The organism is Maricaulis sp. (genome assembly GCF_015665295.1).
GTDB lineage: Bacteria > Pseudomonadota > Alphaproteobacteria > Caulobacterales > Maricaulaceae > Maricaulis.
Window position 1 is genome coordinate 1 of record NZ_JADFAJ010000037.1, and the last position, 24,772, is coordinate 24,772.

Annotated in this window: 29 protein-coding genes and 1 tRNA gene; 4 read left to right on the top strand and 26 right to left on the bottom strand. The window is 64.3% G+C overall.

Annotation, left to right across the window (positions count from 1 at the left end; all coding sequences use genetic code 11):
* Positions 1-236 (top strand): transposase (locus QZZ02_RS13840; RefSeq protein WP_291845259.1); only part of this gene is annotated, 236 nt, incomplete at its 5' end.
* Positions 237-316: 80 nt separating this feature from the next.
* On the opposite strand, the gene QZZ02_RS13845 is transcribed toward QZZ02_RS13840, so the two are convergent.
* From QZZ02_RS13845 to QZZ02_RS13890, 10 genes are all read right to left on the bottom strand, one after another.
* Complete coding sequence (locus tag QZZ02_RS13845; protein ID WP_291845261.1) at positions 317-1,333, bottom strand: S41 family peptidase; 1,017 nt, start codon at positions 1,331-1,333, stop codon at positions 317-319.
* An 89-nt stretch (positions 1,334-1,422) separates the two neighbouring features.
* A complete protein-coding gene (locus tag QZZ02_RS13850) occupies positions 1,423-2,745 on the bottom strand; it encodes a folylpolyglutamate synthase/dihydrofolate synthase family protein (RefSeq protein ID WP_291845294.1) in 1,323 nt (440 codons plus the stop codon).
* Positions 2,741-3,676, bottom strand: coding sequence for an acetyl-CoA carboxylase, carboxyltransferase subunit beta (accD, locus tag QZZ02_RS13855; protein ID WP_291845262.1), 936 nt, complete (start codon positions 3,674-3,676; stop codon positions 2,741-2,743). Before accD ends, QZZ02_RS13850 begins: the two co-directional genes overlap by 5 nt.
* 36 nt (positions 3,677-3,712) lie before the next feature.
* The gene (trpA, locus tag QZZ02_RS13860; RefSeq protein WP_291845263.1) at positions 3,713-4,507 is read right to left on the bottom strand and encodes a tryptophan synthase subunit alpha; all 795 of its coding nucleotides are present in this window, start codon (positions 4,505-4,507) and stop codon (positions 3,713-3,715) included.
* Positions 4,508-4,514: 7 nt separating this feature from the next.
* Entirely contained in the window at positions 4,515-4,934 is a 420-nt protein-coding gene (locus QZZ02_RS13865; RefSeq protein WP_291845264.1) for a hypothetical protein, read from the bottom strand.
* 103 nt (positions 4,935-5,037) lie between these two features.
* Positions 5,038-5,325: a BrnA antitoxin family protein gene (locus QZZ02_RS13870; RefSeq protein WP_291845265.1), complete on the bottom strand. Its 288-nt coding sequence runs from the start codon at positions 5,323-5,325 to the stop codon at positions 5,038-5,040.
* The gene (locus tag QZZ02_RS13875) at positions 5,297-5,581 is read right to left on the bottom strand and encodes a BrnT family toxin (RefSeq protein ID WP_291845266.1); all 285 of its coding nucleotides are present in this window, start codon (positions 5,579-5,581) and stop codon (positions 5,297-5,299) included. Before QZZ02_RS13875 ends, QZZ02_RS13870 begins: the two co-directional genes overlap by 29 nt.
* Before the next feature lie 84 nt (positions 5,582-5,665).
* Positions 5,666-6,898 carry a tryptophan synthase subunit beta gene (gene trpB, locus QZZ02_RS13880; protein WP_291845267.1) on the bottom strand — a complete coding sequence of 411 codons (1,233 nt, stop codon included), beginning with the start codon at positions 6,896-6,898 and terminating at the stop codon, positions 5,666-5,668.
* A gap of 29 nt (positions 6,899-6,927) precedes the next feature.
* Complete coding sequence (locus tag QZZ02_RS13885; RefSeq protein ID WP_291845268.1) at positions 6,928-7,563, bottom strand: phosphoribosylanthranilate isomerase; 636 nt, start codon at positions 7,561-7,563, stop codon at positions 6,928-6,930.
* Positions 7,560-8,513: a LysR substrate-binding domain-containing protein gene (locus QZZ02_RS13890; protein ID WP_291845270.1), complete on the bottom strand. Its 954-nt coding sequence runs from the start codon at positions 8,511-8,513 to the stop codon at positions 7,560-7,562. Before QZZ02_RS13890 ends, QZZ02_RS13885 begins: the two co-directional genes overlap by 4 nt.
* A 91-nt stretch (positions 8,514-8,604) precedes the next feature.
* Here QZZ02_RS13890 and QZZ02_RS13895 point away from each other — a divergent pair, with 91 nt between their 5' ends.
* Complete coding sequence (locus tag QZZ02_RS13895; RefSeq protein ID WP_291845271.1) at positions 8,605-8,757, top strand: hypothetical protein; 153 nt, start codon at positions 8,605-8,607, stop codon at positions 8,755-8,757.
* A 3-nt stretch (positions 8,758-8,760) separates the two neighbouring features.
* Here the strand turns inward: QZZ02_RS13895 and QZZ02_RS13900 are convergent, their stop codons facing one another.
* The 5 genes from QZZ02_RS13900 to aroA all read right to left on the bottom strand — a co-directional run bounded on the left by QZZ02_RS13900 (position 8,761) and on the right by aroA (position 13,867).
* The gene (locus QZZ02_RS13900; protein WP_291845273.1) at positions 8,761-9,465 is read right to left on the bottom strand and encodes a putative metalloprotease CJM1_0395 family protein; all 705 of its coding nucleotides are present in this window, start codon (positions 9,463-9,465) and stop codon (positions 8,761-8,763) included.
* Positions 9,466-9,572: 107 nt separating this feature from the next.
* The gene (locus QZZ02_RS13905) at positions 9,573-9,878 is read right to left on the bottom strand and encodes an integration host factor subunit beta (protein WP_291845274.1); all 306 of its coding nucleotides are present in this window, start codon (positions 9,876-9,878) and stop codon (positions 9,573-9,575) included.
* A 141-nt stretch (positions 9,879-10,019) separates the two neighbouring features.
* Positions 10,020-11,759, bottom strand: coding sequence for a 30S ribosomal protein S1 (gene rpsA / locus QZZ02_RS13910; RefSeq protein ID WP_366511545.1), 1,740 nt, complete (start codon positions 11,757-11,759; stop codon positions 10,020-10,022).
* 141 nt (positions 11,760-11,900) lie between these two features.
* The gene (gene cmk / locus QZZ02_RS13915; protein WP_291845276.1) at positions 11,901-12,527 is read right to left on the bottom strand and encodes a (d)CMP kinase; all 627 of its coding nucleotides are present in this window, start codon (positions 12,525-12,527) and stop codon (positions 11,901-11,903) included.
* Positions 12,524-13,867 carry a 3-phosphoshikimate 1-carboxyvinyltransferase gene (gene aroA, locus QZZ02_RS13920; protein WP_291845278.1) on the bottom strand — a complete coding sequence of 448 codons (1,344 nt, stop codon included), beginning with the start codon at positions 13,865-13,867 and terminating at the stop codon, positions 12,524-12,526. The genes cmk and aroA overlap by 4 nt, the downstream gene beginning before the upstream one ends.
* Positions 13,868-13,978: 111 nt before the next feature.
* Here aroA and QZZ02_RS13925 point away from each other — a divergent pair, with 111 nt between their 5' ends.
* Both QZZ02_RS13925 and QZZ02_RS13930 read left to right on the top strand, forming a co-directional pair.
* Positions 13,979-14,434: a TIGR02300 family protein gene (locus QZZ02_RS13925; protein ID WP_291845279.1), complete on the top strand. Its 456-nt coding sequence runs from the start codon at positions 13,979-13,981 to the stop codon at positions 14,432-14,434.
* Positions 14,435-14,555: 121 nt separating this feature from the next.
* Positions 14,556-14,631: transfer RNA gene (locus QZZ02_RS13930), tRNA-Ala, on the top strand.
* Positions 14,632-14,710: 79 nt separating this feature from the next.
* Here the strand turns inward: QZZ02_RS13930 and QZZ02_RS13935 are convergent.
* From QZZ02_RS13935 to QZZ02_RS13985, 11 genes are all read right to left on the bottom strand, one after another.
* A complete protein-coding gene (locus tag QZZ02_RS13935) occupies positions 14,711-15,904 on the bottom strand; it encodes a tetratricopeptide repeat protein (RefSeq protein WP_291845280.1) in 1,194 nt (397 codons plus the stop codon).
* A gap of 60 nt (positions 15,905-15,964) precedes the next feature.
* Complete coding sequence (locus QZZ02_RS13940; RefSeq protein ID WP_291845281.1) at positions 15,965-16,846, bottom strand: hypothetical protein; 882 nt, start codon at positions 16,844-16,846, stop codon at positions 15,965-15,967.
* Positions 16,847-16,915: 69 nt separating this feature from the next.
* Positions 16,916-17,380: a PTS IIA-like nitrogen regulatory protein PtsN gene (ptsN, locus tag QZZ02_RS13945; protein WP_291845282.1), complete on the bottom strand. Its 465-nt coding sequence runs from the start codon at positions 17,378-17,380 to the stop codon at positions 16,916-16,918.
* Between the two features lie 17 nt (positions 17,381-17,397).
* Positions 17,398-18,030 (bottom strand): ribosome-associated translation inhibitor RaiA, encoded by a 633-nt coding sequence (gene raiA / locus QZZ02_RS13950; protein WP_291845283.1) that lies wholly within the window; start codon positions 18,028-18,030, stop codon positions 17,398-17,400.
* Positions 18,031-18,211: 181 nt separating this feature from the next.
* The gene (gene rpoN / locus QZZ02_RS13955; RefSeq protein ID WP_291845284.1) at positions 18,212-19,726 is read right to left on the bottom strand and encodes an RNA polymerase factor sigma-54; all 1,515 of its coding nucleotides are present in this window, start codon (positions 19,724-19,726) and stop codon (positions 18,212-18,214) included.
* 37 nt (positions 19,727-19,763) lie between these two features.
* Complete coding sequence (lptB, locus tag QZZ02_RS13960; protein ID WP_291845286.1) at positions 19,764-20,525, bottom strand: LPS export ABC transporter ATP-binding protein; 762 nt, start codon at positions 20,523-20,525, stop codon at positions 19,764-19,766.
* A 32-nt stretch (positions 20,526-20,557) separates the two neighbouring features.
* The gene (locus QZZ02_RS13965; RefSeq protein ID WP_291845287.1) at positions 20,558-21,094 is read right to left on the bottom strand and encodes an LptA/OstA family protein; all 537 of its coding nucleotides are present in this window, start codon (positions 21,092-21,094) and stop codon (positions 20,558-20,560) included.
* Complete coding sequence (gene lptC / locus QZZ02_RS13970) at positions 21,091-21,804, bottom strand: LPS export ABC transporter periplasmic protein LptC (protein ID WP_291845289.1); 714 nt, start codon at positions 21,802-21,804, stop codon at positions 21,091-21,093. The genes QZZ02_RS13965 and lptC overlap by 4 nt, the downstream gene beginning before the upstream one ends.
* Before the next feature lie 88 nt (positions 21,805-21,892).
* Positions 21,893-22,507 carry a ribonuclease D gene (locus QZZ02_RS13975; protein WP_291845290.1) on the bottom strand — a complete coding sequence of 205 codons (615 nt, stop codon included), beginning with the start codon at positions 22,505-22,507 and terminating at the stop codon, positions 21,893-21,895.
* Positions 22,508-22,533: 26 nt separating this feature from the next.
* Entirely contained in the window at positions 22,534-23,793 is a 1,260-nt protein-coding gene (locus QZZ02_RS13980) for a hypothetical protein (RefSeq protein ID WP_291845291.1), read from the bottom strand.
* A gap of 12 nt (positions 23,794-23,805) precedes the next feature.
* Positions 23,806-24,772: MBOAT family O-acyltransferase (locus QZZ02_RS13985; protein WP_291845292.1), on the bottom strand; the 967-nt coding region annotated here is incomplete at its 5' end.

Sequence of the window (24,772 nt, forward strand, 5' to 3'; positions counted from 1 at the left end):
GCATCGAGGCCATCGGTGCGACAGCCCACATCCCGACCCAGCGGGATCGAAAGGTTCAGCGGTCTGTCTCCAAACCGATCTACAGACAGCGCAATCTGGTCGAACGCTTCTTCTGCAAAATCAAACACTTCCGCCGATGCGCAACACGCTTCGACAAGCTCGCAAGAAACTTCCTAGCCGCAGTCGCTCTCGCTTCAATCCGACTCTGGGCCAGAAGTTATGAGTCCACGACCTAGGCGCAACCCGCCCATATCTGACACAAGAAAACGGGCCCTCTATCCAAAGGGCCCGTTTTTTCATGCCATGACGGAGCGGTTCAGCCTTCGTCGATGAGGCCGAAAGCAATCTCGTCAGCCTGATCAGGCTCGGACAGTATGTCCGGCGTCACGCCTTCGCCTTCGATACGGCCATGCGCGACGGAATAGTAATCGGCGATCGGCAGCCAGAGCTGCAGGCCCCCGGGAATGTCAAACACGGTCTGGGACAGCATTGCCCCCGCGGTGACTTCACCGATCAGCGTGGCGCGGCCGGAGGCCTTCAACGCATCGGCGGCCATCTCGGCAGCGCTGGCCGTGGTTTGGCTGACCAGGACATAGACCGGGCCGTCATAGCGGTTCGCGGTGACGGGCTCGAAACGGATCGGCGTCAGCGCGTTGACCTGGACGGCCTGCCAGAAGGAGCGCAGGGACCAGCCTTCCCAGGACGCGGTCTCCGTTATGTCGGCAGCTGTCGGCGATCGGTCATGGGCCGAATTCCACTGCTGCGAAACGAAAATGCCCGCTTCAAGCGGCTCGGTGAGAACATGGCGCACGAGCGGAAGCACCGCGAAAGCGCCGCCGCCATTCTCGCGCAGATCGATCACCAGGGCATCGGCACCGTTGGCGGCGATCTCGGCATAGGCCGCGTTGATCTCCTCAATCGTGTCTTGCCCCATCATGGTGGTGACGGCCAGGATCGCGGTTTCGCCTCGCCAGCTGAGCGTGGCGCCGCCGCCGCCAATGCGAAGCGTGTCGACATAGGCGGCCATCTGGTCGGCCGTGCCCTGCGCTTCGGACAGGGTGACGTGGGAAAAGGGCGCATCGGTCCAGATCGCCTGGAAGCCGGTCAGGAAGTCGCTGCGATTGGTCGCTTCAGCCCCCAGCGCCTGCATGGCGGCCTCGATGGCCCGATAGGCGGGCGCCTCCAGCTCTTCGGGATTGTAGTGGTGATCGCGCATGAGGGTGGTGATCGCGTTGGCGACCGGTCGCATATCGGTCGTGTCCGGCGCCGGCTCGGCTGGCGCCGACGCCTGTGTCAATGCCAGCAGGCCAGCGGCCATGAGTGAGAATGTCATTATTTCTGGTCTCCATCGGGCGCCCGAGCCGTCAGGCGTATGATGCAGCCAGTGGTCATTCTGGATGCAGGCCGACTGCGTCCGGCCGGTCAGCCGGGCGTGATGTGTGGCGGTTCGTCGCCGAGGGCGAGGGCTTCGCCGACCAGATAGAGCGAGCCGCTGACCAGAATGCGCGGCGAGGGCCGTTCCTTGATCGCATTCTTCATTGCCGGCAGGAGACCGGCGGCGACCGTCGCCTCCAGGCCGACCCGCTTGCTGGCGGCGGCCACGTCTGCAGCAGATTGCGAGCCGCCGCGCCCGGACCTGAATTCGACCGCAATCAGGCGTCGGGCGAGGCCGGCGAACTGGCTGCACCAGGCCTCCACATCCTTGTCAGGCGAGAAACCGGCAATAATCACCAGCGGGCGGTCTTCACGCTCATCCATGTCGGCAAGCGCATGTGACAGCGCCTTGGCGGCGGCTTCATTGTGTCCGCTGTCGAGCCAGAGCTCGGCCTCGGCCTTGCGGGCGAGATCGCCGATCGGGCCGGTCGAGACGCGTTGCAGTCGGCCCGGCCAGCGGGCATCGCCAATTCCCTTGGCGACGGCCTCTTCCGGCCATTGCAGCATGGCGGCACAGGCTGCTGCAGCGCCTGCATTGAGGATCTGGTGCGGACCCAGCAGGCTGGGCGCTGGCAGGTCCCAGACCTGGTGGTCATTCTCGAACACCAGGCGGCCATGCTGCATGTAGGCATTGTAGTCGCGGCCCCAGACATAGGTCGGGGCGCCGATCTTGCTGGCTTCGTCCAGAATGGCCGTTTCGGCGACATCGCACTGGTTGGCGACAACGGCAGGCACGCCGAACTTGCAGATGCCGGCCTTGGTGCGGGCAATCCCGGCCAGTTCATCGCCGAGGAATTCCTGGTGGTCGAGACTGACCGGGGTGATCACGGTCAGGGCCGGCTTGGCGATGACATTGGTCGCGTCCAGCCGTCCGCCCATGCCCACTTCCAGGATCAGCCGGTCGGCCGGGTGCTCCGAGAACAGGAGGAAGGCGGCGGCGGTGGTGATCTCGAAAAACGTGATGGGTTCGCCGAAATTGGCGGCCTCGCAGCGCGCGAAGGCCTCGATCAGCGTGCGGTCTTCGACCGGTTTGGAGTCGAGCAGGATGCGTTCGTTGAAATTGACCAGGTGCGGCGAGGTATAAATATGCACCCGCTCGCCCTTGGCGCGCGCCATCTCGGCGAGGAAGGCGCAGATCGAGCCTTTGCCATTGGTGCCGGCGACATGGATGGTCGGCGGCAATTGGTCCTGCGGCGAGCCGAGCGCGGCCAGAAGCCGCTGCAGGCGGCCGAGGGAGAGGTCAATCTTCCGGGGATGCAGGCGCGCAAGGCGCGCCAGCGCGTCGTCGAGGGCTTGCCGACGCGTGCTAATGGCTTCCCCCGTCGCTCACCACATGATCAGGCGGCGGAGGCGTCAGTGCGGCAGGAATGGAGGTGCCCGGCTTCTTCATCATGACCCTCAGCATGCGCGCCAGTGTAGCCGGAATGTCGGCGCGATGCACGACTTTGTCGACCATGCCCTTTTCCAGCAGGTATTCGGCGCGCTGGAAGCCTTCCGGCAGTTTCTCGCGGATGGTCTGCTCGATCACGCGCGGTCCGGCAAAGCCGATCAGGGCCCCCGGCTCGGCGATGTGGACATCACCCAGCATGGCGTAGGACGCCGTGACACCGCCGGTGGTCGGGTCGGTCAGCACGACGATGTAGGGCAGGCCGGCTTCGCGCAGCATTTCCACGGCCAGCGTCGTGCGCGGCATCTGCATCAGTGACAGCGCGCCTTCCTGCATGCGGGCGCCACCGGCGGCGGTAAACACAATGAGCGGTGCCTTGCGGGAAATGGCTGTTTCAGCCGCCTTGATGAAGCTCTCGCCGGCTGCCATCCCGAGCGAACCGCCCATGAAGGCAAAATTCTGGACCAGGACAACCGCGTCGAGCCCGCCGATCTGGCCGGTGGCGATCGCCATCGCGTCGTCGCGGCCCGTCTTTTTGCGGGCGGCGGCCAGCTTGGTCGTATAAGGCTTGTCGTCGCGGAATTTGAGTGGATCCTTGACCACTACAGGCGTGTCGAGCTCGGTAAAGTCGCCATCGAAGGTGAACTGGAAACGCCAGGCCGGGGCGATGCGCATATGATGGCCGGCCGGGGTCACGAACAGTCCGGCTTCCAGGTCCTTGTGGAAGACCATTTCCTCGGAAATCGGGCATTTGACCCAGAGATTGTCCGGCGTGTCGCGCTTGGAAAAGATTTTCGACATGCCCGGCGGCGTGATTTTCGACAGCCAGTTCAATCCGTTCGACTTCTCGGTCATCGCGTCTTCCGTACTCTGCGGCCGCAAGGCCTGTCATTATCCCTGGCGGCGAGCGGCATGAACCGCCGTGGCCAGTCGTTTCACCAGGCCGGTTGCCCCGTCGACGCCGCCTTCATGCATGGCGTCGACAATGGCCGATCCGACCACGACAGCATCAGCCCGCCTGGCGATCGCTTCGGCCTGTTCCGGCTCGCGAACGCCAAAGCCCACCGCGACCGGCAGGCCGGACGCGGCCTTGACCCGGTCGACAGCGGCACCCACCTCGGTGACCACGCCGGTTCCGGCCCCGGTCACCCCTGTCGTGGAGACGTAATAAACGAAGCCCGCCGTATTGGCGACCACGGTCGCCAGACGGTCATCATCCGTGGTCGGTGTGGCCAGGCGGATCAGGGCGATGCCTTGTTTGGTGAGCGCGGTGCGAAGCTCATTGTCTTCTTCCGGCGGCACGTCGACACAGATCAGCCCGTCGACACCGGCCTTGGCCGCGGCCTTGGCAAAGGCTTCCCAGCCCATGGAGAAGACCGGATTGGCATAGCCCATCAGGACCAGCGGTGTTTCCGTGTCGCGCTTGCGGAACTCGGCGGCCTGGGCCAGCGTGCCCTTCAGCGTCATCCCCGCCTCCAGCGCCCGCAGGGCCGAGGCCTGGATGGACGGGCCATCGGCCATCGGATCGGTAAAGGGCATGCCCAGCTCGATCACATCGGCACCGGCCGCCGGCAAGGCATTGAGCAGGCCCTGGCTGTCGCCATCGCCGGCCATCATGTAGGCGATAAAACCGGCACGATTATAGGCGGACAGCTCCGCGAAACGGGTGGTGAGGCGGTTGGTCATTCTTGTCTCAATTCTCGGGGTCGCAGTCGCCGGTCACACAGCCCAGCAATATCAGTCCATAAAGCGGGAAAAGCGCCAAAGCGCCGACATTGTTGGCGGCGCCTTCTAGGCTGACCCGCGAGCCAAAAACACGAATTTGTTGAACCTCAGCCAAGTCCACACACTCGTTTCGCGGGCGGGTATCTCCGGTGTTCGAGGACCGATCATAGACCGTGCCGCAGATGGTATCGGCGTCGCGATACGGCTGGTTCATCATCATTCGTTCGCCCGTTCCAAGAGAGAGTGCCAAACTCCCCTGGTGGTCCTGCGCCATCGCAATGGCTTCATCCGCGTTGTCGCGAGACGGCGCGAGGTCGTAAAAGCCATTGGAAGCGCAGGCGGGCAAGGCTGCTGTGAGTGCCAAGCAGGTCAGAATCCGTTGAATCATCACTGTTCCGCGCCCAGCCGCCGCGTCTTGTTCGGCATGCCCTTTTCGTCGCGGTCGACTTTGGGCCCGAGTGTCTTGGCTGATAGTGTCTTCACGATAGCACTCACGCCCGCTTCTTCTTCGCATCCACAAAGGCCCGCAGCACGGCATTCATCCGCGTCTGATAGCCTTTTCCGCTCTCCTTGAAGAAGGCAATGATGTCGTCGTCAAGGCGCAAGGTGATCTGTTTCTTGGTGGGGGGCGTCCAGACCACAGCTTCGGCGAACCAGGCTTCGTCGAGTTCCGGGATGTCGGAGAAGTCGATCTCGTCGTCGGGAATGGCAGCCAGTTCGCGGAGCCGTTCCTCGGAGATCGGCTCAAGCTCACTCAGTTTTTTTCGTATCATGGCCATGATGGAGGCGCTTTTCTTTCCTCTTGGCGGGGCGAGCAGAGATGATCCGCACGATCCCGTTGCGCTCGGTATGGATGACCGCGATGGCACGTTCACCCAGGCGTCCAATCGACAGGAATCGCGTTTCACCGCCCTGACCTTCGCGAGCGGGCCGCGTGAGGACCAGTTGCTCGAAGACATGGGCCGCTTCCTCAAAGCTCAGCCCGTGCTTGCGCCGGTTGGCCTCATCCTTGGCCGGATCCCATTCGAATTCCATGAAGTGTAGCTACAATCGTAGTTTTCCGCAATCTGCACCCGCTCGCATTATGCGGGTACAAATCAGAAACACAATTTTAAGACGCTACAACTCCACCCCCAGCATGCGCGCGACTTGCGGGACGTCCTTGTCGCCGCGGCCGCACATATTCATCAGGATCACCCCGTCCGGGCCGAGCTCCTTGGCCAGATCGCGGACGCGGGCCAGGGCGTGGGCGGGTTCCAGGGCCGGGATGATGCCTTCCAGCTTGGTGCAGAGCTGGAACATCTCCATGGCCTCCTCATCGGTCGCGGAGACGTATTCGGCGCGCTTCATGTCGTGCAGGAAGGCGTGCTCCGGGCCGATGCCGGGATAGTCAAGCCCGGCCGAGATGGAATGGGCGTCGATGATCTGGCCGTCCTCATCCTGCAGGAGATAGGTCTTGTTGCCGTGCAAAATGCCCGGGCGGCCGCCTTTCAGCGAGGCGGCATGCTTGCCGGTCTCGACGCCATGGCCGGCGGCCTCGACCCCGATCAGGCGAACCTCCTCATCCTCGATGAAGGGATGGAAGAGGCCCATTGCGTTCGAACCGCCGCCGATACAGGCCACACAAGCATCGGGAAGCCGCCCGAGCCGATCCATCATCTGGGCCCGGGCCTCGCGTCCGATGATCGACTGGAAGTCGCGGACCATGGCCGGATAGGGGTGCGGACCGGCGACCGTGCCGATGACATAGAAAGTGTCCGAGACATTGGTGACCCAGTCGCGCAGCGCTTCATTCATGGCGTCCTTGAGCGTGCCCGTGCCGGAGGTCACCGGCACCACCTCGGCGCCCAGCAGCTTCATGCGGAAGACATTGGGGGCCTGGCGCTCGACATCGGTGGCGCCCATGAAGACGGTACAGGGAATGCCGAAGCGCGCCGCCACGGTCGCCGTCGCCACGCCATGCTGGCCGGCGCCGGTCTCGGCGATGATGCGGGTCTTGCCCATGCGGCGGGCCAGCAGGACCTGGCCGAGGCAATTATTGATCTTGTGGCTGCCGGTATGGTTGAGCTCGTCGCGTTTGAACCAGATCTTCGCGCCGCCGAAGGCCTCGGTCAGACGCTCGGCAAAATAGATCGGGCTGGGCTTGCCGACATAGTCTTTCAGGAAGAGATCCATCTCGGCCTTGAAAGCCGGATCGACCTTGGCCGCCTCATAGGCTTTTTCCAGCTCGAGAATGTTCGGCATCAGCGTTTCGGCAACGAAACGACCGCCGTAATCGCCAAACCGGCCGTCCATATCGGGCCAGGCCGAGAGCGCATTCGGTCGTGTGTCGGCAGAGACGGTTTCGCTCATGGCACGCTCCTTGTGCGCTGGGATGGGGCTCAGCAATCCGCCAGGCTGGCGGCAAAGCCGGCAATGCGCGCCGCGTCCTTGATGCCCGGCGCGCTTTCGATACCGGATGAGACATCCACTGCCACAGCTCCGGCAGCCGCGACAGCGGCGCAGACATTGGTGTCATCAAGCCCGCCGGACAAGAGCCAGGGCACGGAAATCTGCAGGGATTTCAGCAATCCATAATCATAGCCATGCCCCAGACCGCCGGGACGATCGGCACCCGCCGGCGGTTTGGCATCAAACAGCAGCATGTCGGCAACGCGGTCATAGGGCCTGGCCGCGTCCAGATCGCTCGCTTCGGCAACCGGCAAGGCCTTGATAATACCGCGCTTTGCATAAGCGCGCGCCTGAACCACGCGCTGCGGGCTCTCCGAGCCGTGCAGCTGGATCCAGTCCGGCCTCATGGCATCGCGGATCATCGCCAGCAGATCATCATCCGGATTGACCGTCACAGCGACCGTCTCGCTGGACTTCGCCAGATGGCACAGCTCACCGGCCAGCACCGGCGAGACATGGCGCGGGCTCTTCGGGAAAATCACATACCCCGTCCAGCGCGCCCCGGCCTTTTCGGCCGCCGCGATATCCCGTCCGGTCTTCAATCCACAGAACTTGATGTCGGTCATGCCGACCCGGTTACCGCCTTCCCGGCCTCAGGGAAAGCCGGTTCCTGACGATTGAGGCAGAACGCCATGGGCTGGAACAGCATCCAGGCGATGAAGGCCCTGATCTTGGGTTCTCTGGCGCGGGTCGGGTCGAAGACCATGTAGTGGGCGTCGCCGAGATCAAGTTCGGTCATGAAGGGTTCGACAAGGGCGCCGGCGGCGAGTTGTTCGGCGAAATAGATCGGCGTGACCATGGTCGCCGCATCGCCCGAGGCGATGGCGGCCGAGACCTCCATGGTCTGGGTTTCCAGTTCCAGCGCGGGGCGGTCGGGCAACAGCGCCGGGTCGCCGCCGGCCAGGACGAACCAGTCGCGCCACCACCGCATCGGGCCGAACAGGCGCAGCTTCAGAAGGTCCTCCGGCCGGTGGAAGGGGCCGAAGCGTTCGGCCGCAGCGCGAGAGACCAGCGGGGCGGTGGTGTCACCGAACAGGCGCCGGGCCTCCAGGCCGGGCCATTGGCCCTTGCCGACACGGATGCCGATATCGGCCTCGCCGGCCTTGATGTCGACCAGCTCCGCGCGGCTGTCGATGCGCACGGCGAGGTCCGGGTTATCCAGCTGGAAGGCACCGATGCGCGGCACCAGCCAGTTCGAGCAGAAAGTGGGCAGGGCGGTGACCGATAGCACGCTGTCGCGATCCTCGCGGACATCGCGGAAAGTGCGTTCCAGAAGCCGGAAGGCGTCCGACGTGCCACGCGCCAGACGGGCCCCGCGCGCGGTCAGTTCAACATGGCGCGGCTTGCGCTCGAACAGGGCAAAGCCCAGCCGGTCTTCCAGCAGCCTGATCTGATAGCTCACGGCCGCCTGGGTCATGCCGAGGGTCTCACCGGTGCGGGTGAAATTGCCGAGCCGGGCCGCTGTCTCGAAGACGCGGATGGCGTTGATCGGTGGGAGCTGGGGCTGCCTATCCATAAATTCACCTTATGGCAGGCCCCTGACAACCGGTTGGTCAGGGGGCATATCCGCAAACTATACCAGCTCATGGCTTGATGTGGAGGCTGATATGACATTGGTGGAATTGATGATTGAGACGACCCCGCCGCGCGTGGTGGAGGCCGTGATGCCGCGCCATTCGGGGCGTCAGGACTGGCTGGGCTGGATGGTGCGACGCTTTGCCTGGCTGGATGGGCATGCGGACTGGAACCGCAAGGTCTGAGCGTCAGGCCGGTGATGAGAATACGGCCGATGCCTGATGCCGATAGGCATGGGCCGCATAGGCGGTGAGGTCGGTCGGTGATGTTGATGCCGATGACGTTGCCGACGGGGCGCCGGCCTGTCGCATTTCCGCGATCTGCTGGTTCAGCGAGGGTTGCAGCCTCTCCCCGGGCGCTGCGGTCTCGCCCTCACCGCCATCTTCGCCTCTGCGCCGGTTGAGCTCGGCCCGGGCCTGGGCAATCTTGGAGTCCGCCAGGGCGGCCACCTTGCGGTCCTGGCCGGAGGGTTCGGCCGGCGCCAGCGCCGCAGCCTTGACCTGCTGCATCTTCTCGATCGTGGCCTGCGGGTCGCCCTTTATCTCGCTGGCATCGATCGGGACTTCACCACCGACGGCATAGGAGCGCCCGTCCGGACCTTTCTGGAAGGTGTAGCTTGCAGCCCCCGCATGCTGACCGCCGGCAGCCTGGTGGGCGCGCTCATGGGCGCGGACCTCGCGATCGCGGGCCTTCAGCGCTTCCACCTGCTTGCGTTCCTCGTCCGAGAGCTGTTCGGCCCCCCTTGCCTTCGATGCCCCGCTGCAGCCGCCACAGGCCGCACTGCCGCACGAACCGCAGCTGGCAAGCCGGTTGGTTTGCTCAGTCGGAATCGTTCTGGCGACCCGGGCAATTGCCGGGGTCGAGACAACAGAAGACACAGAAGACGCGATCATCGCCGACATCATCGCGACCACGCGTTAAGCGGAGGTGAAATGCGGCAACAGAATGCGCGTGACCGCCTTGTCCTTCTGGAGATCGGGTCGGCCTGCCGAGGGCAGCCTCAGGCGATGTCCGGATTGGTCTCGCGCGAAGCATCGACGCGCTCGCGCAATTCCTTGCCCGTCTTGAAGAAGGGAACGTGCTTTTCCTTCACGGCGACGCTCTCGCCGGTACGCGGATTGCGACCGACACGGGAGGGGCGATGACGAACGGAAAAGGCACCAAAGCCGCGGAGCTCGACCCGGTCACCATCCGCAAGGGCATCGGTGACACCGTCGAGTATGGTGTTCACGACGCGCTCCACATCGCGGTGGTAAAGATGGGGATTGGCCTCGGCCAGTTTGTCGATCAATTCGGACTTGATCATGCTAACCCTCCGCGAGTGAATGCCTAATCCTTACGTCTGGGGCTCGCTCCGTCAATCCACACAGACAATTTTGCTCAATAAAAAACGGCCGGAGCGCGGGCTCCGGCCGTTCTTCATGACCGCTGGGGTCGTGACAGAGGCCTATTCGGCCTTGTCGTCTTTCTCGCGCAGGGCAGCGCCAAGGATGTCGCCGAGCGAAGCGCCCGCATCCGAGGAACCATACTGCTCGACAGCTTCACGCTCTTCGGAGATCTCGAGCGCCTTGATGGAGAGCGAGATACGACGCGTGCCCTTGTCGATATTGGTGATGCGGGCATCGACCTTGTCGCCAACCGCGAAGCGTTCCGGACGCTGTTCGCCGCGATCACGGGACAGGTCGGACTTGCGGATGAAGGCCTTGACCGGGCTGTCATCGCCGAAGGACACCTCGATGCCGCCCGACGTCACTTCCGTGACGGTACAGGTGACGGTATCACCGCGGCCAACGCCGGAACTATCCATCGGATCGCCGGCGAGTTGCTTGATGCCCAGGGAGACGCGTTCCTTCTCGACGTCGACGTCGAGAACCTTGGCGTCAACCATGTCGCCCTTCTTGAAGCCTTCGATGGCCGCTTCGCCCGACTGATCCCAGGAGATGTCGGAGAGGTGCACCATGCCGTCGATGTCGCCGTCGAGGCCGACGAACAGACCGAATTCGGTGATGTTCTTGATCTCGCCCTGAATGGCGGTCCCGGACGGATAGTTTTCGGCGAAGACTTCCCACGGATTGCGCTGGGTCTGCTTGACGCCCAGCGAGATGCGGCGCTTGTCGGCGTCGACATCAAGAACCATGACCTGGACTTCCTGGGAGGTCGACAGGATCTTGCCCGGGTGGACGTTTTTCTTGGTCCAGGACATTTCGGAAACGTGGACGAGGCCTTCAACACCCTCTTCCAGTTCCACAAAGGCACCGTATTCCGCGATATTGGTGACGCGGCCTTCAAAGGTCGCACCCACCGGGTATTTCGCGGCAACGCCTTCCCACGGGTCGGACATGAGTTGCTTCATGCCGAGCGAGATGCGCTGGGTTTCCTTGTTGATCTTGATGATCTGGACTTTGACCGTCTGGCCGACTTCCACCACTTCAGACGGGTGGCCGACGCGGCTCCACGACATGTCGGTGACGTGCAGCAGACCATCAATCCCGCCGAGGTCAACGAACGCACCGTAATCGGTGATGTTCTTGACGACGCCGTCGCGGGCTTCGCCCTCGGCCAGCTGGCCGACGAGCTCGGCGCGCTGCTCGGCGCGGCTTTCTTCCAGAACGGCGCGGCGCGAAACCACGATATTGCCGCGCGGACGGTCCATTTTCAGGATCGCGAACGGCTGTTCCTGGTTCATCAGCGGGCCGACATCGCGGACCGGACGGATATCAACCTGGGAGCCCGGCAGGAAGGCGGAAGCGCCACCCAGATCCACAGTGAAGCCACCCTTGACGCGACCGACGATGGCACCGTTGACCGGGTCCTTCTTGTCGAAGGACTTCTCGAGGCGATCCCAGCTCTCTTCGCGGCGAGCCTTGTCGCGCGAGAGAATGGCGTCGCCGAGGGCGTTTTCGATGCGCTCGAGGTAAACCTCGACATGGTCACCCACTTTGGGGGTTTCAGAGCCCGGGCCGGTGAATTCGCGCAGCGGGATACGGCCTTCGGTCTTGAGGCCGACATCGACAACCACATCGCCATTTTCGACGGCGGTCACGGTGCCCTTGATGACCTGGCCTTCAGCCAGATCGCGTCCGGCCAGGCTGGCTTCCAGCATGGCGGCGAAATCATCGATCGTCGGGGTAAGAGATTCTGTAGACATGTTAAAGGGTTGCTCCGATGCGACGCGACTGGATGTAATTGTGTGTATCGCGTCGCTTGGCCGGGTTCGGCCGGTTGGAATTTGAACATTGTGGGCGGCCGACACGGGTCCGTGCCCTTGCGGGTCACGGCAATCCGTCGTCAGAACGCCCGGCTATCTGCCGCCTTGATGTCGGGGGGATCACGCTTTTTGGCGCTTTTCCACAATTGCGACAGCTTCGGCAACGGCCGCGTCTATACTCAAGGATGACGTGTCTAGCAAGGTCGCGTCGTCCGCGGGACGCATCGGCGCGTCCGACCGCTCGGCATCGCGCCGGTCACGTTCGCGCGTCTGGGCCAGCATTTCGTCAAGGCTGATCGTCTCGCCGCGGGCCGTCAGTTCGCACCAGCGGCGCCGGGCGCGGGTCTCCGTGTCGGCGGTCACATAGAGTTTCACATCGGCATCGGGACAGATCACGGTGCCGATATCGCGCCCGTCCAGAACCGCGCCGCCCGGCTGGGTGGCAAAGGCCCTTTGAAGGTCGAACAGCGCCTCACGCACGGCTGTCAGCACCGCCACGCGTGAGGCCATGGCGCCGGCCTCGGCGGTGCGAATCCGGGTTTCGTCGATATCGGCGATCTCGAGAGTCCGGGCCGCCTGCGCGCAGGCCTGCTCGTCGGCCGGATCAATACCGGCATCCAGTACCGCAATACCGGTCGCACGGTAGAGCGATCCCGTGTCGAGGTAGGGCAGATCGAACCGGGCCGCCAGGGCGCGGGCAATCGTGCCCTTTCCGGATGCCAGGGGGCCATCGACGGCAATGATCATGCGGCCGGCTCCAGCGTGCCACCGAGGGTGCCGATATGCTCGAAAAAGTCCGGATAGCTGGTGGCGATCATGGCGACATCATCGACAGCGGATGGTGACTGCGCGGCGAGACCGATTACCAGACCACTCATCGCCAGCCGGTGGTCATGATGGGTCGCGGTCATGCCGCCTCCCGGTACGCCGCCCATGCCCATGCCGGTCACCGCGAGGCTGTCCTCGCCCTCTTCGACCGCCACGCCATTGGCACGCAGCAGGGCGGCGCTGCCGGCCAGCCGATCGCTCTCCTTGGCGCGAAGCTCCTCGAGGCCGGGCATGTAGGTCACACCGTCCGCATAGGCAGCGGCGACGCAGAGAACCGGGTATTCGTCGATCATCGAGGGCGCGCGCTCGGCGGGCACCGTGATGCCGGTCAGGCGGCTGTGGCGCACGCGGATCATCATGGTCTTCTCCCCGGCCATGTCCGGCCCGGGCGTCAGCGTGATGTCGGCACCCATTTCCTTCAGCGTGTCGATCAGTCCGGTGCGGGCGGGGTTGTCCATCACGCCCTCCAGGGTGATGTCCGAGCCGGGCACGATCAGGGCGGCAATGATCGCGAAGGCCGACGAGGACGGGTCACCGGGAACATCCACCGGGCAGGCCGTCAGGGTCTGCGGGCCGGACAATGAGACCGTGGTCGCCGGGCCGTCACGCTGGATGTCGAGGGAAACGCCGAAGGCTGCGAGCATGGTCTCGGTATGGTCGCGGGTGATCCGCGGCTCGTGCACCACGGTGGTGCCCGTGGCGCCCAGTGCCGCGAGGAGGACGGCCGATTTGACCTGGGCCGAGGCGATTGGCGGGGTATAGCGAATGGCGCTGAGCGGGCCGCCATCCAGCCTGGCGGGCAGGCGTCCGTCCGTCGTGGTGAAGCGTGCCCCCATCTCGCCCAGCGGATCGGTAACCCGCCGCATCGGACGCGATGACAGGCTTTCATCGCCGACAAAGGCGGCGCTTGCCCCGCTGCCGGCCACAGCGCCCATCATCAGGCGGACGCCGGTCCCGGCATTGCCGAAATCAAGCGGTTCGGATGGCGAGCGGAATCGGCCGCCGGTGCCGGTCACCTTCCAGTGCCCGTGGCCGAGATGTTCAACCTTTGCGCCGAGCGCGGCAGCAGCCCGGCCGGAATTGATGACATCATCACTTTCCAGCAGTCCCGTGATCTCGGTGACGCCCTTTGCAAGCCCCCCCAAAATGAAGGCGCGATGGGAAATCGACTTGTCTCCCGGGGCCTTGATGGTTCCGGACAGGGCAGTTGCGGGCATGGCTCGCATGGCGCCGGACGGGCGCGGGAAAATAGTGTTCATCAACGGATTGGCAAGGTTTGAGGTGACATGACGGCGATGAGGTTTTGACAGAGCGCGGTGATCGTGGCAACGGGGCTCGCCGAAATTGAAAACTGGTTATGTAGGGAAGCCATGGCCAAGCCTGAATTGGGAAGCAAGCGCGTCTGCCCCAGCTGCAGCGCCAAATTTTACGACCTCGGACGTCGGCCCGCCCGCTGTCCGAAGTGTGGCAAGGAGTTTGATCCGGAGCGCGAAGACCCGCGCCTGAAGGCCAAGCTCGAAGCCGTCGAGGAGGAAGAGGCGCCGAAAAAGCCCCTCGAGAGCGACGAGGATGACGGCTATGGCGACGAGGCGGACGATACGCCGGAAGTCGATGCCGATGCTGATACCCTCGCCGACGACGACGACGATGACGACGATGCGTCCGGCCTCAGTGACGACCTGCCCGACGGGTTCGGTGAGGACGGCGTTGATGGTGATGATGACGAGGATGACGATGATGATGACGACGATACCGGCGTCCTCCTCGATGACGAGGATGATGACGATTTCGGCGACTTCAACATCGAGAAGGATGAGGACCTCTAGGCCTTTCCCGGTGCGCTGCATTTGCCGCGCAAAAGAGGCTTGATCCCGGCGAAAACCGGGACTAGGTTCCGCGCCTCTCGCCGAGGGCATGTTCCCAATCGCCCCCGGTGACCCGAGTTTCGGGGCTATAGCTCAGTTGGGAGAGCGCTTGAATGGCATTCAAGAGGTCAGCGGTTCGATTCCGCTTAGCTCCACCAAGATCAAACCCCGCCGGTTGCCGGCGGGGTTTTTTCATGTCGTGTCGGCGGGGCGGGCCGGCGATATCCGGCAGGTCGGCTAGTCGCCCCCGCTCACGACGGCCGGGCTCGCAGCAGGCAGGGTCTGGGCGCCGTACAGTCTGTCGGGTGACAGGCCGGTTTCGCGCAGGAACTCGGCCCGGGCGTTATTGACTGCCATGATCCAGTCCGCTTCGTCCGGAATTTGCGGCGCAAGCTGCGTCAGAAGGTCCGCCGCCATCCTGTCGCCGGCATCGGCGGCCAACCGGGCCAGCGCCACGCCGCGGACGGGATCAGCCTCGCCGCCCTCGCCGAAAATCAGCATGAAGCCGAGGCCGCGCAGGGCGTGGGCGTTCCCCCGGCTCGCCGCTTCGCCATACAGGGCTCGCGCCCGGACCGGATCCGGATCGGTCCCCTGTCCGACCGCATACATCACCGCGAGCGAGATCAGGCCGTCATCAAGGCCGGCTCCGGCGGCCAGATTTATCCAGCGAAAGGCCTCGGCGGCATCGGTCTCGGTGCCGTCCCCGTTGAGATGCATCATGCCGGCTCGCCACGCGGCCTGGCCGTGCCCGTTGCGGCCGGCCTGGCGGTAGTGATGAAGCAGGCGGGCACGATCCGCGATGGCCGGTCCGTCGGTTTCGATCAGCAGCGCCATCGCCCAGTGCAGGATGGAATCGTCCGGGTTTGCCGCCAGCCCGGTTTCGATCAGGTCGAGCGCGGTCCGATCCGGATTGTCCGCTTCCCGAAGTCCCAGCGCCAGGGTCCAGCCCTGGTAGCCGGTGATCAGGCCAGCGAGCGTCTCCGGCAGGTCGCTGCGGCGCGCCAGGGCGTCGAGGCGGTCGAGACCCGCCTGCCGGACGACCGGGTCGGGCGACTGGATCTCCCGGACCGAAAGATTGAGCGCAGCATCGGCAGAACCATTTTCCGCGGCCAGATAAAACAAGCCCAGTCCGGCGTCCGGGTTGGGCGGGCGACCGAAACCCTGCTCGGTCAGGATGGCCAGCAGATTCAGGGCTTGAGCGTCGCCTGTATCGGCAAGGGCGCTGAGATCGCCGCGCAGGCGGGCCGCGTCTTCCGGCGAGACTTCGTCGGCTGAGCCCAGGTCGACATAGCGGCTCAACAGCATGCTGAACGGGTCGCTGTCATTTGCTTCGATCTGGCCGCGATGCGCCGCCGCTTCACCGGTTGTGGGGGCAAGCGCAAGCAGGATCGCCAGGCCGAGGCTGGCAGCGAAAAATGTCGGGCGGACCATGATGTCTCCGGGATGCGGGGGTTCGGACTATCACCATAGCGTGTGGCGGCGTCAACGCGGTCAGTCGACGGCATGGTCCCAGCCAAGGCGCGCCCACCAGTCCGCGCGGCGGATTTCCGCGGCATCCTCGGATATCCCGTCGACGTCGTCAGCCATTTCCTCGGCCCGCCCGGCGGCATAATCATCACCCAGCTCGGCCGCCAGTTCGTAGAGCACCATCGCTTCGACGGGATCGGCTTCGCCCCAGTCCGGGTCGAGCCAGCTGTCGGCCAGTGCCGTCATCGCCAGCGCGTCGCCGGACTCGGCCCCGATCTGCCAGGCGCGGCGCGCGGCCTGGTGGTCAACCGGTCCGGCCAGGCCTTCGGCGGCGCCGATACCGAGGATGTAGTGCGCGCGGGCAAGATCGGATTGCCGGTCCAGCGCATCGCGGGCCAGGGTCACGGCGCGGGCAGCGTCGGCATCGCCATCGCCGTCGAACATCAGCGCTTCCGCCAGGGTCAGGCTGGCGAGCGGGCCAAGCTCGACATCGGCGAGAAGGCTTTCCAGGATCGCCAGGGCGGCTTCCTGTTCGTCCTCATAGTCATAGAGCATGAGTTCGGCGAGATCGTGCCCTGATGACGGGTCTCGCTCCTGCCAGGCCAGCTCGAAGAAGGCCCGGGCGCGGTCGATATCGGGATCGACACCGAGTCCGTCGCGATAAATCACGCCGAGCATGTAATTGGCGGACGCCAGCCCGGCATTGGCGGCCTGCACCAGCCAGTATCGGCCGGTCACCGTGTCGGGTTCGCCGGTTTCGGGGAAGCTCAGCTCATAGCCATAGCTAAAGGCTGCCTCCGGGTCGCCGCTCTCGGCACGCTCCCGCAGGCTGGGGGGTGGGGTCTGGGCGAGGGCCTGGGCGCTTCCCAGCGCCAGCAGTCCGGCCAACAGGCAGGCACGCAGCATGTCCGGTCTCCTGACAGTTCATCCCGTCAGGACATCACGATCTTGCTGAACCCGCGATGAGCGGCGCGTTCAGGCGGCGTCGCTGGCCGGTTCGCCGGACAGGACCGCGTGAACCGCGTCGGAATTCGGTGCCGCACGCAGGCGTTGGCGGACATCCTCGCGGCGCAGCAGGCGGGATACGCGGGCCAGTGCCTTGAGGTGTTCCGCACCGGCGTTTTCAGGCGCCAGCAGCATGAAGATGAGATCCGCCGGACGCCCGTCAATCGACTCGAAGTCGACCGGCGTGCGGAGCCGGGCAAACACGCCAACCACTTCGTCCACACCGCTCAGGCGGGCATGGGGAATGGCGACGCCCTGTCCGACTCCGGTCGAGCCGAGGCGTTCGCGCTGGAGGACGGCATCGAAGATCGTCCGGGCGGCTTGTCCCGTCAGGCCGGCGGCCAGTTCGGACATGGCCTGGAGGGCCTGTTTCCGGCTGGACGCACCCAAATCGATGCTGACTCCCGCATTCGGGATCAAATCTGCTAACGCCATTGTACGACTACTCGCTCCTAGGCTGGCTCTGAGCGATCTTCCCGCGCCGGGTTCAGCCATCCGATATGGCCGTCCGGTCGCCGGTAGACGATGTTGAGACCGCCATTGGCCGCGTTGCGGAACATGAGGAAGGGCGAGTCTGCCGCATCCAGTTCCAGCGAGGCCATGCCCACGGTCAGCGTCCGGACTTCTCCGGCCTGTTCCGCGATGACGATCGGCTCAGGCGCACCATTGAGCGGTGCACCACTCATGTCGTCCTCATCAAGATCGTCCTCATCGTCGACATGGTTGTCGCGCATGCCCTTGAGAACGAAGATCGGAAGACTTTCGGCCGGAAGTTCGGCCTTGTTGTCGTTGTGGTGGTTCTTCAGTTTCCGCTTGTAGCGGCGGAGGCGCTTCTCCAGGCGCTCCATGGTTTCTTCCGCTGCCTTGTAGGCATCATCGGCTTGGCCGTGAGCCTGCAGCATCACACCCGAGGGCAGATGCACCGAACAGTCCACGCGAAAGCCGATGCCCTCGCGCGAGATCGATACATAAGCTTCACCGGGACGGTTGAAGTATTTGGCAACTCCGTCTTCGACGCGGCCGAGAATCTTTTCTCGCAGCGCGCCACTGACGTCGATGCCCTTGCTGACCACCTGTATATGCATGCGCTCCTTCCCGCCGGCCATTCACCGGCACGTGAGGCGTTGACGTGCAGTTCCGCCTCTCCTCGGAAAGCGGGCGGAACCTAGTCGCGGGCCGCGGGGGGAGTCAATGACTGTTCTCCGGATACCAACGGGCCGCGATCTCGGTGGAGGGTTTCCACCGGGACGCTCGTACAAGCGATCCCTAGCCAGCGCGTTTCAGCATGCGACGACGCTGGACCGAGGACGGGATGTTGAGCGCCTCCCGGTATTTGGCCACAGTCCGGCGGGCTATTTCAATCCCTTCATCCCGCAATTGTTCGACCAGACTGTCATCCGACAGGACATGGTCAGCGGATTCCTGACCGATCATGGACTTGATCCGATGGCGGACAGCCTCGGCAGAGTGGGCTTCCCCGCCTCCGGCCGACGGAATTGATGAGGTGAAGAAATATTTCAGCTCGAACATGCCGCGCGGCGTTGCAACATACTTGTTCGAGGTCACCCGGCTCACGGTCGACTCGTGCATGCCGATCGCATCGGCGACGGTTTTCAGGTTGAGCGGGCGCAGATAGGCCACGCCATGGGCCAGGAACATGTCCTGCTGGCGCACGATTTCGCTGGCGACCTTGAGTATGGTCCGGGCTCGCTGGTCCAGGCTTTTCACAAGCCAGGACGCGTTCTGGGAGCATTCGGTGATGAAGGTCTTGTCGGTCTCGGACTTCGCAACCGCCGTTATCTCGTTGAAATAACTGTTGTTCACCAGGACGCGCGGCAGGGTTTCGGAGTTCAGTTCGACCTGCCAGCTGCCATCGGGCGACTGGCGGATGAAAACGTCGGGTTCGACGGCGCGGGTCGAATCCACGCCGAAGGCATGACCCGGCTTGGGGGTCAGCGCCCGGATTTCCGCGATCATCTCGTCGAGATCCTCATTGTCGACACCACACAGCGATTTCAGCGCCACATAGTCGTGCTTGGCGAGGCGCTCGAGATGGTCGAGCAGGATAGCCATCGCCGGGTCGAGCCGGTTCTTGTCCTTGAGCTGGAGCGCCAGGCATTCAGGCAGGTCCCGCGCCATGACGCCGGCGGGATCGAAGGTCTGGGTTAGGTCGAGCACCGCTTCGACGCGGGCCCGCTCGACACCCAGCTGGGTGGCGATCTCGTCGAGGTCGGAGCGCATATAGCCATCATCGTCGGCGAGCTCGATCAGGTGGGCGCCGATCAGCCGGTCGACGGGGTCACCGCTTGCCATGGACAACTGCCGGTGCAGGTGTTCGGAGAGCGAGATGTCGCGCGAGGAATTGGCGATGGCGTCATAATCCTCGCTCGCCGGACCGCGACCGCTGCCAGCGGTATAGTTGGAGCTCGAGCTGGCGCCCATGGCGGCGCCGCTCTCGACGCCTTCGACCCCGGACAGGTCCGACTTCGAATCATCGCCGTGCATCAGGTCGGCGTCGGCATCCATCGAATCATTGGCATCGGCGGATGGCGCGGCGAGTTCCAGCTCGCGCGGCTCGCCCTGGCCTTCCTCGCGCAGCGATTCGGTCGACGAATCGCGATCATCGCGTTCCAGCAGGGGATTGCGTTCCAGTTCGCCTTCGACAAACTCGGCAAGCTCGATATTCGAGAGCTGCAACAGCTTGATGGCTTGTTGGAGCTGGGGCGTCATCACCAGGGATTGTCCCTGGCGCATATCCAGCTTCTGCATCAATCCGGCCATGTGAACCTCTGTTTGGTACGTTTCCTGCAGAGGTTAATCAGCCAAAGCTTTCTCCGAGATAAACGCGGCGCACGTCCGGGTCGGCCCGGATCTCGGCCGGCGACCCCTCGAACAGCACTTCGCCCTCGTGAATGATCGTGGCTCTGTCAGTGATTTCAAGGGTTTCACGGACGTTATGGTCGGTGATCAGGATCCCGATCCCGCGCTCCTTGAGGAAGCGGATCAGGTCGCGGATATCGGTGATGGCCAGCGGATCGATGCCGGCGAAGGGCTCGTCCAGCAGCATGAAGGACGGGCGAGTGGCCAGCGCACGGGCGATTTCCATGCGACGACGCTCACCGCCCGACAGGGACGGAGCCGGTGCCTTGCGCAGGTGGGAGATGCGCAGCTCTTCCAGCAACTGGTCCACGAGGGCGTGGCGGGCATCGCGGTTCTTTTCCACCACCTCGGCCACGGCGAGGATGTTCTGTTCAACCGTCATGCCGTGGAAGATTGATTTCTCCTGCGGCAGATAGCCGATGCCGAGGCGGGCGCGCTGATACATCGGCAGGCGGGTGATATCTTCGCCGTCCAGCAGGATGCGACCGTAATCCGCCGCCACCAGCCCGGTGATCATGTAGAAACAGGTCGTCTTGCCGGCGCCATTGGGGCCGAGCAGTCCGGCGACCTCACCGCGTTGCAGGGACACCGAGACGCCCTTGACGACAGGCCGCTTGCGATAGGCCTTGCCGATCTGTTCAACGACGAGGCCGCCAGCCGGTTCGAGTTCGGCCGCAGGCGTGGGTTCGGTAAGCGCCATGGAGAGTGTGTCCTTGTGCCGGCAGCCGAAAATCAGCCTTCGGGCGTTTCCGTCGCGTCATCTTCGTCGGTCGTGCGGGCCGGCTGCAGCACCATGCGCACACGCTCGCCCGTCCCGGCCTCGCCAAAATTGGAGTTTCCGGTCGCCAGATTGTTCACGAAGCGGTTGGTGGTGATGACATTGTCGCCCTGGGTGATCACGACCTCACCGGTCAGGGTGATGATCTCGTCGGCCATCTGATAAACGCCGCGGTCGCCGCGCGCCCGCTGGGCCGGCGTGACATAGAAAACATTGTCGGTGGCGACGATGCGGTCGATATCGCCCCAGCCACTGCCCTCGCCCTCGCCATTGTAATAAACGTCCATCCGGTCGGCCTGAAGACTCGATTCGCCCTGGACGACGTGCACATTGCCCAGCCAGACGATGTGGCGCTCGGCATCAAAGACCTCGAATGTGTCAGCCTCGATATCGAGCGGCAGCGAGGAATTGCCGATCTGGGCCTGGGCCGGATTGCCGGCCAAGGTGACGCTCATCAGGCCGAACAGGGCGATCGCAAGCAGGCGCATCATTGGTTTCCTTCCTCGGAGTCCGCCGCCGTTTCCGGTGCGGTGCGGTCTTGTATCAGGCGGGCCCGGACATTGCCCGAAAAGATGATGTGATTGCCACCATCGGAGATTTCATAACTGTCAGCCCTGATTGTACCCATCGGGCCTGTTCCTTCCACCGCTTCCTCACCGACCACACGTTCATCGCGCAGGAAGATACGGGCGTGGTCGGACTGGAAGCTGTAGCCGGCGCGCGTCCGGAAATTGACATCGGAATACAGGTCCAGAATGCGGTTGGGCAGGTCGTACCGGCCGGATTCGGCCAGGACCCGGGATATCTCATCGCCGGCTTCAAGGAAATTATAGTCGAGGCGGGGGCGTTCCAGCTCGGTCACGCCATCGGCGGCATCGCGTCGGCGGATCGCGGCATCCGCCGTCACCGCGTAGGGAGTCAGGTTTTCGTCACGCCCGGTAAAACGCGGATTGGTCATGCGCACATCCGTGCTGACCGCTTCCGTCTCGCCCGCGACAGTGCCGCTTGAGCCCAGTACCAGCTGGACGACGAGCAGGCCGACAATGGTCAGGGCGCCGGCCGTGAAGAACAGGCGCATGCCGCGTACGAAAGCGGTGCGGCGACGCGCGACATCAAGCGCCAGCGCACGGCGCGGCTCCCACTGCGCATGCGCGGCGGACTGCAGGGGCTCGAGGCCGGAAGGGGCGGTCAGGCTGGTCACCGGGGCAAACATATCCGATCAGGCCGGTAAGGCACGGCCCTCAAGCCAGAAAGACCAGTCTTTGCTGGCCTTTTCAAGGCAGCCGCGTTCAGGAATGGGCAAAAATGTCGGTTTCCGGCCATCCGGCGAGGTCGAGCCGGGCGCGCGTTGGCAGGAAATCAAAACAGGCCTTCGCCAGCTCGAGACGGCCCTCGCGATCCAGCATCATCATCAGCTTTTCGCGCAGCTTGTGCAGGTACAGCACGTCCGAGGCGGCATATTCCAGCTGGGCCGGCGACAGGTCGGCCGCGCCCCAGTCCGAGGATTGCTGCTGCTTGTTCATGTCGGCGCCGACCAGTTCGCGTGTGACATCCTTGAGGCCGTGGCGGTCGGTATAGGTCCGGGCCAGTTTCGAGGCGATCTTGGTGCAGAAGATCGGTTCCATGGTCACGCCGAGATATTTTTCCGCCATGGCCACGTCGAAGCGGGCGAAATGGAGAATTTTCTCGACCGCCGGGTCGGCGAGGACGCGCTTGAGATTGGGGCAGTCATAGTCAGGCCGGACCATCTGCACGACATGGGCATCGCCATCGCCAGCCGAGAGCTGGACCACGCACAACATGTCGCGCGTCAGGGACAGGCCGAGGGTTTCGGTGTCGACGGCGACGATCGGGCCGAGGTCGAGATCGGCGGGCAGGTCACCCTTGTGGTAATGCACGGTCATGGCGTCATCCTTGTTTGGTCCAGCGTCTAGCGCCGCGCGGCGCGCGGTGCAATGCGCGCCAGCTTGTCGATGACGCTGGTTTCATCGTCCCGGTTGAGAAATTGCGGTGTTTCCAGTTCGGCGGACGGATTGCCGGCGATGACCGCATCAAGCATCGCGGTCACGTCGCGCCCGTCTTCCGTCGCCAACCAGGCGGTGCGGCGCGCGGCGATGGCGGCGGCGGATGTTTCCGTTGTGCCGGGGTCCAGGCGCTCGCCGGAGACGCGTGCGTCGACCGGTGCGCCGCCCGCCATGATGGCGAGCATGTCGGTGCCGATATGCGGCAGGTAATGCGATGGCTCGTAGAAGGCAGGATGCGCCTCGGTCGCTTCCGTGCCGGGTGCGGCGATCGTGGCGAAATCCCGGAATCCGGAGAAATCCCAGATCCGGGCCGCCCCGCCGGGCAGGCAGGCGCTGGCCGGTTCCCGGTCGGCATAGCGGGCAAAGGTTTCGCCGAGCGTGGCCCGGAAGGCGAGATAGTCATCACCGCGCCCGGCCCGGAACAGGGCTTCCTCGCGCCAGGCATGCAGCGGGTGGATGAAGCCGGTAACCTGCACGCCTTCCGCCGTCAGCCGGTCGAGCACGTGTTCGAACAGGGCGAGGCGTTCCGGATCAAAGCGATAGCCGAGATAAAAGCGGTAGATGCCGCGCGCGCCGTTTTCATAGCGTGTCCGCTGGGCGCCGGCCGGATAGCTGTCGGCCCAGGGCACGCGCGGTTCGGATCCGGTCAGGTTGTCGGCGAGAAGCTGAACGGACGCTCCGAATGTGCTGGGCGACAGGGCGACGCGGGCACGGGCGAAGTCGGCATTGCCGTCGCGCAGCGCCGACAGCCAATAGGTCGCCTTGGCCTTGGAGTGGGTGCCGAATTCGTCCAGGTCCAGCCCGATCACCACGCAGCGCAGGCTGTCGCTGCCTGCGGCCAGGGCCGCTGCCTGTGAGAGTTCAAAGATATTTGTGCCGCGCATGCCGGCATTGATGAAGCCGGCGGGCAAGTCTTCCGGGTCACGCGGGAAGCCGTCAACACTGCGCGAGGAGCCCAGAATGATCGCGTCTTCCCCGCCGCGCGCCAGCTGGTCGCCGACATGAACCCGGCCGCCATCCTCATACAGGCGCGTATCGCGACTGGTCAGGCCGGGAATGTCCGGTGATCCCGTGATGCCGAACGGGTCGACCAGCGCATTGAAGCCCGCAAAGCCGGCCAGGCCGGCAATCAGGGCAATCAGCAATGTCGCGGCATAGCGTTGCATCGGGGCGAGGTCCTAGAAGGTGTAGTAGATGAATTCGGAGGTCTTCCAGGCGTTCAGCACGGACAGGAAGAGCAGGAAGGCGGCACCGATTGCGGCCAGGCGCGAGAAGCGCCAGCGCAGGCCGGGTTTGGGCTTGATCTGGGCGTCCTTGAGGGTCTGCTCGTCGATCACATCGGCAAACAGCTCCGGCGTGTCGGGCAGGGTCCAGACCAGGGCGAGGCCGAAGATCACCCAGGCAATGAGCTCGGTCGGTACGCCTTCCAGGCCCAGCCCGGAAAAGCCGAACATGCCGGCCAGGATGCGCCCGGCGCCGGACCAGCTCTCGGCCCGGAAGAAGACCCAGGCAATGGTGGTGAAGGCAAAGGTCAGGCCAATGGCCAGGATGCGACGGTGACCGTCAAACCAGCCTTTCGGGCCCCACTTGTTCCAGTAATGGTTCACCGTCAGACCGAGGCCGTGCAGCCCGCCCCAGATCACGAAGGTCCAGGCGGCGCCGTGCCAGAGGCCGCCGAGCAGCATGGTTGCCATCAGATTGATCGAGCGCCTTGTCTCGCCATGCCGGTTGCCGCCGAGCGGAATGTAGAGATGGTCCCGCAGGAAATGGCTCAGCGTGATGTGCCAGCGCCGCCAGAACTCGACGACCGACGCGGATTTGTAGGGGCCGTTGAAATTGACCGGCAGGCGGAAGCCCAGACAGCGGGCGAGGCCCAGCGCCATGTCGGAATAGCCCGAGAAGTCGAAGAAGATCTGCAGGGCGTAGGCGGTGGCGCCGAACCAGGCAGCGACAAGGCCCGGCGTGTCGCCGCGCTCGGCCATCGCAAACAGGGAGGAGGCATAGGGTTCGATGCTCTCGGCGATCAGGACCTTCTTCGCGAGGCCAATCGCAAACAGCGACAGGCCGACCCCGAGATTGTCCCAGATATCATCCTTGCGCGCGGTGTCGTTGAACTGCGAGGCGATCTGGTGGTGCTGGATCAGG